General features: G+C 56.1%; 7 protein-coding genes. All 7 read left to right on the top strand.

Annotation, left to right across the window (positions count from 1 at the left end):
- Positions 1–465: 465 nt before the first annotated feature.
- Positions 466–1,410, top strand: a complete 945-nt coding sequence (locus WKI47_RS24190) for a metal ABC transporter solute-binding protein, Zn/Mn family (protein ID WP_340229767.1) — start codon at positions 466–468, stop codon at positions 1,408–1,410.
- Positions 1,411–1,414: 4 nt separating this feature from the next.
- Positions 1,415–2,152: a metal ABC transporter ATP-binding protein gene (locus WKI47_RS24185; RefSeq protein ID WP_340229765.1), complete on the top strand. Its 738-nt coding sequence runs from the start codon at positions 1,415–1,417 to the stop codon at positions 2,150–2,152.
- A complete protein-coding gene (locus tag WKI47_RS24180) occupies positions 2,149–3,075 on the top strand; it encodes a metal ABC transporter permease (RefSeq protein ID WP_340229764.1) in 927 nt (308 codons plus the stop codon). Before WKI47_RS24185 ends, WKI47_RS24180 begins: the two co-directional genes overlap by 4 nt.
- On the top strand, positions 3,072–3,947 hold the full coding sequence (locus WKI47_RS24175) for a metal ABC transporter permease (protein WP_340229763.1): 876 nt from the start codon (positions 3,072–3,074) through the stop codon (positions 3,945–3,947). Before WKI47_RS24180 ends, WKI47_RS24175 begins: the two co-directional genes overlap by 4 nt.
- 12 nt (positions 3,948–3,959) lie before the next feature.
- A complete protein-coding gene (locus tag WKI47_RS24170; protein ID WP_340229762.1) occupies positions 3,960–4,340 on the top strand; it encodes an iron dependent repressor, metal binding and dimerization domain protein in 381 nt (126 codons plus the stop codon).
- 226 nt (positions 4,341–4,566) lie between these two features.
- On the top strand, positions 4,567–5,835 hold the full coding sequence (locus WKI47_RS24165) for an ABC transporter ATP-binding protein (RefSeq protein WP_340229761.1): 1,269 nt from the start codon (positions 4,567–4,569) through the stop codon (positions 5,833–5,835).
- Positions 5,832–6,545, top strand: coding sequence for an ABC transporter permease subunit (locus tag WKI47_RS24160; RefSeq protein WP_340229760.1), 714 nt, complete (start codon positions 5,832–5,834; stop codon positions 6,543–6,545). The genes WKI47_RS24165 and WKI47_RS24160 overlap by 4 nt, the downstream gene beginning before the upstream one ends.
- Positions 6,546–6,548 lie beyond the last annotated feature (3 nt).

The raw sequence follows: 6,548 nt of genomic DNA, 5'->3' as shown, positions 1-6,548 counted from the left end.
ATTCCCTCCTCCGCTCAACTTGCCCTCCCCCAAGCCGATCCCATCCTTTGCTGCTTTTTTTCTTTTATGCTTTATTCTGTTTTCTTCCCTTCCCCCAAAAAGTTCCCTTTTGGAAATCAGGAATTCTATTCGATAGCGGAAGCTCTAGCGGAGGGAGAAATTCAGTGAAGGACGCCTTTGAACCGTAGAATTTAAGATTGAAATGTACATTTCAATCTTAAATTCTACGGTGAGACAGCGGCCTGAACGAATTTTTCCCGCAGCGCCCCCAGCTTCCCCCTCGAATAGGACTTCCAATGTTTCCGCGAAGGAAACTTTCCCCTCTATTTCTGACATTGACAAATTCACCTCAGGAAATTATTTTATACATAAGCATAAGTTTTGCCTTAGGTAAAAATTTTTAGATGCACAAAAGATAAAGGAGGATCAGTCGTGACAAAAACAAAAGGAATCCGAAAATGGGGAATGGCTTTCATCGTAACCGCTCTCGCCCTCTGGCTGGCAGGCTGCGCAGCAGGCGAAAACGCAAATAACGCAAGCACCGCGAATGCCGCAGGAGATAACGAAGGCAAGCTTAACGTCGTCACCACCATCGCGCAGATCGCGGAACCGATCTCGGTCATCGGCGGCGACAAAGTCAACGTGCAAAGCCTGATGGGACCGGGCGTCGATCCGCATTTGTATCAAGCGACGCAGGGCGATATCGCCAAGCTGGAAAGCGGCGACGTCATTTTGTACAGCGGCCTGCATCTGGAAGCCAATATGCTGCGGGTATTCGAAGAAATCGGCAAAAGCAAACCGGTAGCCGCGATCGGCGAAGCCATTCCGCAGGAAGAATTGCTGGTCGACGAAGAAGGCGCGACAGATCCGCATATCTGGTTCGATATCGATCTCTGGAAGCAAGCGCTCAGCGCGGGCACGGAAGAACTTAAAAAAGCTTCGCCGGAAAACGCCGATTACTTCGAAAGCAACAAAACCGCCTATTTCGCCGAACTGGACGCACTCAAAACCGACGCGCAAGCCAAGCTGTCTCAAATTCCGGAAGAAAAACGCGTGCTTATTACCGCCCATGACGCGTTCGGTTACTTCGGCCGCATGAACGGCGTCGACGTCGTCGGGCTTCAAGGCTTGAGCACCGAAGACGAAGTCGGGTTGTCGGATATCGACAACACCGTGGATCTGTTGGTCGATTACCAGGTGCCGGCCGTGTTCGTCGAAAGCAGCATCAATCCGGCGTCGATCAACGCGGTGATCGAAGGCGCGAAAAAACGCGGCCTCGACGTCAAAGTCGGCGGCGAGCTGTTTTCCGACGCGATGGGCGATACCGGAACACCGGAAGGCACTTATATCGGCATGTATCGCCATAACGCCGACACGATCTACAACGCGCTGAGCGCCGAAGGGGAGTGAGCGTATGACGTCGGTACTGCAAGTAGAGGGATTATCGGCTTCGTATCGGAAAAACAAAGTGCTGGATCACGCCACATTTACGGTTAAGCCCGGCACGTTGACGGCAATCGTCGGCCCGAACGGCGCGGGCAAATCGACACTGCTCAAAACGATATTGGAGCTGCATCCGGCTCTGGAAGGCAGCGTATCTTTTTTCGGCGCTTCTTACGCCAAAGTCAAATCTCGCGTCGGTTACGTCCCGCAGCGCGGTTCGGTCGATTGGGATTTCCCGACCGATGCGCTCGACGTCGTGCTGATGGGCTTGTACGGCCGGATCGGCTGGCTGCGCCGTCCGGGCAAAAAGCATCGTCAGCAAGCTTTGCAGGCGCTTCGGGAAATGGGCATGGAAGAATACGCGTCCAGACAGATCAGCCAATTGTCCGGCGGGCAGCAGCAGCGCGTTTTTCTCGCTCGCGCGCTTGTGATGGACGCCGATCTGTATCTGCTGGACGAGCCGCTCGCCGGCGTGGACGCCGCGACGGAGAAAGCGATCATGGCGACGCTTAACCTGCTCAAAAGCCGCGGCAAAACGGTACTCGTCGTGCATCACGATCTGCAAACGGTCGAAGATTATTTCGATCACGTGCTGCTGCTCAACCGGACGGTGGTCGCGCACGGGCCAACGGCGGAGACGTTTACCGAAAGCTTGGTGCATCGCGCTTACGGGGGCACGTTGCGGTGGAAAGGAGTGACGTCGGGATGATGATCGCCGGACTTTCGCACAATGCGCAGTGGGTGCTGCTCGGCACGCTGATTCTCGGTACGGCGGCGGGCATTGTCGGTTGCTTCGCGTATTGGAAAAGGCAAAGCCTGATGAGCGACGCGTTATCGCACGCTTCTCTGCCCGGCGTCATTATCGGCTTCGCGTTGGTCGGATCGAAAAATCTTCCGGTCATGCTGGCAGGCGCGGCGGCCGGGGCATTGCTTGGCGCGCTGCTCATCCATTGGATACGCTCGTCGAGCCGGATCAAGGAAGACGCGGCGATGGGCATCGTGCTGTCGGTCTTTTTCGGCTTCGGGATTATGCTGCTGACGATGGTCAACCGGATGGCGGGAGCGGCGCAAAGCGGGCTGGACAGCTTTATTTTCGGCCAGGCCGCTTCGATGGTGCAGCGCGACGTCTGGTTGATGTCGGGACTTGCGCTGCTGGTGCTGATCGTAGCGGTCGTCGCGTTCAAAGAATGGAAGCTCTTTTTGTTCGATGCCGCTTTTGCCAAAGGCCTGGGGCTGTCCGGTCGATTCATGAATGCACTGTACCTATTTTGCCTGGTGCTGGTCATCGTGGTGGGCATTCAGGCAGTCGGCGTGATTTTGATGGCGGCGCTGCTGATTACCCCGGCGGTGAGCGCGCGGTACTGGACGGATTCGTTCGGACGCATGGTGATTTTGTCGGCGGTATTCGGCGGCGTGTCGGGAGCGTCGGGAACGGTACTCAGCGCCTACGGAAACGGGTGGCCGACCGGACCTTTCATCGTGTTGTCCGCCGCAGCGCTGTTCATCGTCTCGCTGGCGTTCGGCACTCGCAAAGGCGTCGTCGTGCAAGCCGTGCAGCAACGCCGTTTGCGCAAAGAACTGACCAAGCCGAAAACTGAGCGCCGTACGGCGGAAGGAGGGAACGCGGTATGAGTTACGCCGGATGGATTTTGTTGACCGCGTCGCTTGTCGGCGTCTCGTGCGGACTGGTCGGCACGCTGCTGATTTTGCGCCGGATGGCGATGATGGCCGATGCGATCAGCCATACCGTGCTGCTCGGCATCGTAACCGCTTTTCTCGTCACTCGCGAACTGAGCGGCATCCATATGCTGATCGGTTCGGTCGCCGCCGGACTGCTGACGACGCTGCTCGTGCAATGGCTGCATTCGCTCGGCGTGCAGCAGGAAGCGTCGATCGGCGTCGTATTTACTTCGTTTTTCGCGCTCGGCGTGGTGTTGATCTCGACGCAGGCGGGCAACGCGCATCTGGATATCCAGCATACGCTGATGGGCGAAATCACGTTTATCCCCTGGGAAAAATCGACCCTTCCGCTGCTCGGCGACGTGCCGGAGGCGGTGGTTACGTTGTCGATCGTGCTGGCGATCGTGCTGATCGCCATCGTCGCTTTTTATAAAGAATGGAAAATCACGTCGTTCGACCCGGCGCTTGCGCTCAGTCTCGGCATTCCCGCCGGATTGATGCATTATGCGTTTATGGGATTGGTGTCGATCACGACGGTGGCCTCGTTCGATGCGGTCGGCGCGATCATGGTCGTGGCGATGCTGATTACGCCTGCCGCTTCCGCGTACCTGTGGACGGATCGGCTGGCGGTCATGATGGCGTTAAGCGGGGCGTTCGGCATTTTGTCGGCGGTATTCGGCTACTACATCGCGCTGTGGCTGGATACCTCGATCTCCGGCTCTATGGCTTTTGCGACCGGTATTGTATTTATGTTCAGCTTTATCGTTTCGCCCAAACACGGGATTTTGGCGAAACGGCTTCGGCCGACGGCCAGCTCTGCATAAGGGAGGGAGCAGATGACGACACGCGGGATGGAAAATCATTTGAAGCAGATTTACCGATTGTCCGAAGCGCAAGGCTATACGCGGGTGACCGACGTTGCCGAAGCCTTATCCGTCAATCCGTCCGCTGCTTCCAAGATGGCGCGTCGACTGGCCGAAGCGGGATATATCGAATATGAAAAATACGGCTGGATCTTCCTGACGCCTGAAGGCGAGCGGATCGGCGGGCAGTTGCGGGAAAGAAAACAGACGCTGGAACGGTTTTTGAGTCGGATCGGCGTGCCTGAGCAGCGCGTGGAGACGGAGAGCGCGAACCTGGAACATCATTTTAGCTGGGAAACGCTCGGTTTGATTCGGGAATTCGTCGAGAAAACGGAAGAACATTGCAAGGAATAGACCGGTATGGAAAAGGCGACGGTGGGTTAATCCCAACGTTCGCTTTTTTGGCGTCGAGGATAGATCTGCTTGCGTTTCGACAGATCTTGTTCACAACTTAGACACATTATTTTAAGCCCTGACTAAACTTCGTTTAAGCCTTACTTATGTTTTCCGGCCTATAGTTAGAACAGTTTGAGGACTGCTCGCAAGCCCATACATATGAACGAAGAAGGGATGAAGAAGTGTGCTCGAAGTGAAGCAGGTGAGCAAGAAGTATGACGGCGGACGCGGCGTGCAGAAGATCGATTTCTCGATGCAGCGCGGCGAGATCGTCGGGTTTCTCGGGCCGAACGGTGCGGGAAAAACGACGACGATGCGCATGATTACCGGGTATTTGTATCCGACGGAAGGCATTATCACGGTAGATGGATTATCGGTGCACGACGAAGCGAGGAAAGCACGTTCGAAGATCGGCTATCTGCCGGAAATGCCGCCGCTGTATCCCGATCTGACGGTCGATTCGTATCTGAAATTCGTAGCGAAGCTGCGCGGCGTTCCGGCACGGGAGCAGAAGCTTCGCGTGGCAGAGATGGTATCGCGTCTCGGACTGAACGGGCGCGAACGCCAGTCGGTCCGGCATTTGTCCAAAGGCTACAAGCAGCGTCTGGGGCTGGCGCAGGCGATTATCCATAAGCCGGATCTGCTGGTGCTCGACGAGCCGACGTCCGGTCTGGACCCGAGCCAGATCATCGAGATTCGCAGCCTGATCCGGGAGCTGGGCGAGAATCATACCGTGCTGCTCAGCACGCATATTTTGCAGGAAGTCGGAGCGTTATGCGACCGGGTATTGATCATCAACCGGGGCGAACTGGTGATGGACGGAGCGCCGGACGAGATCGGGGCGCGGATGGAGAATCGCTTTGCCGTTACGCTTGAAGTAGGCGGCGAACGCGAGCGGATTGAGACCGTGCTCGGTCGGTGGGCGGAAGCTCGCGGCATTACGGCCGAGATTCGGACGGGGCCGCCGGAAGCAGGCGAAAATCCGGTGACCTCCTTGGCGATTGACGGATCGGAAGCGAACAGCTCGGCGGCAAGCACGGCAGCACCGGATCAGGATCGCGTTTCCGAAAAAGGAGAGTCGATAATGTCGTCCGATAATACGAAAATTTCGACGATTGAAAAGACTCACTCCGAAAACCCGGAAAGTCTTGCTTTATCCAATACCCAAATATCCGGAAGTGTCCGCGCCCTGTTGACCGCAGGCGATCAACAGGATTTCCGCGTAGAACTGTTCCGTTTGCTGGCCGAAGCGGATTTGCCGATTTTGGAGCTGCATAAAGAAAATCTGACCCTGGAAGACGTGTTCCTGAAACTGACGTCCGATCCGGCGGCTTCGGCAGCAGAGGATTCTACGGTGGCCGATAAGCCGGTTTCCCTCAATCGTTCCGATGGCGCTGCTTCTTCGGAAACGACGGATTCGCCCGACGCCAACAGCGGAGGTGAGCGCGAATGAACCGTATTTTAGCCATTTCGGGCAAAGAACTTCGGCTGTACTTTTTGACCCCGACTTCGTATTTCGCGTTCGCGATCTATATTCTGATGTCCAGCTTTATGTTCTACGTCGATTTTGTGACCTATCAGCCGAGCATCATCGATTACCGGTTGATCCTGAGCGATATGCTGTTCATGCTGCTGATCGTGATCCCGATCCTCACCATGCGCCTCGTATCCGAAGAATTCCGCCAGGGCACGGACGAACTGCTGCTCACTTCCCCGGCGAGCGTAACGGAAGTCGTGCTGGGCAAATACCTGGCTTCGCTGGGCGTGCTGATGATGCTGCTGGTATGCAATCTGGTGTATCCGGCCGTGATGTCGCTGTTCGGCAATCTCAATATGCTGACGCTTTGGCTATCGGTGCTCGGCGTTTTCCTGATGGGCGCGTCCATGATGGCGATCGGATTATTCGCTTCGTCGCTGTCCCAGCATCAGATGGTGTCCGCCGTAGCGGGATTCGTGCTGCTGTTGCTGTTTTGGCTGGCGGGTTCGATGACTTCGCAAAACGAGACGTTATCGGCATGGATCGAACCTTTTTCGCTGCCGGACCGGATTTCGAACCTGACCAAAGGCGTCATTAACGGCCCCGACGTGATCTTCTATGTCTCGCTTGCGGTGCTGTTCGTGGTGCTCAGTATCCAGGTGATCGAACGGAAACGGTGGAGGTAGATC

The organism is Saccharibacillus sacchari, from assembly GCF_037722395.1.
GTDB lineage: Bacteria > Bacillota > Bacilli > Paenibacillales > Paenibacillaceae > Saccharibacillus > Saccharibacillus sacchari_A.
The sequence above is the reverse complement of the archived record's forward strand: the minus strand, read 5'-3'. Positions and strand labels throughout refer to the sequence as shown.

Coding starts and splice junctions, on each gene's coding strand:
- WKI47_RS24190 (WP_340229767.1), top strand. CDS start 466: ATGGCTTTCATCGTAACCGCTCTCGCCCTCTGGCTGGCAGGCTGCGCA.
- WKI47_RS24185 (WP_340229765.1), top strand. CDS start 1,415: ATGACGTCGGTACTGCAAGTAGAGGGATTATCGGCTTCGTATCGGAAA.
- WKI47_RS24180 (WP_340229764.1), top strand. CDS start 2,149: ATGATGATCGCCGGACTTTCGCACAATGCGCAGTGGGTGCTGCTCGGC.
- WKI47_RS24175 (WP_340229763.1), top strand. CDS start 3,072: ATGAGTTACGCCGGATGGATTTTGTTGACCGCGTCGCTTGTCGGCGTC.
- WKI47_RS24170 (WP_340229762.1), top strand. CDS start 3,960: ATGACGACACGCGGGATGGAAAATCATTTGAAGCAGATTTACCGATTG.
- WKI47_RS24160 (WP_340229760.1), top strand. CDS start 5,832: ATGAACCGTATTTTAGCCATTTCGGGCAAAGAACTTCGGCTGTACTTT.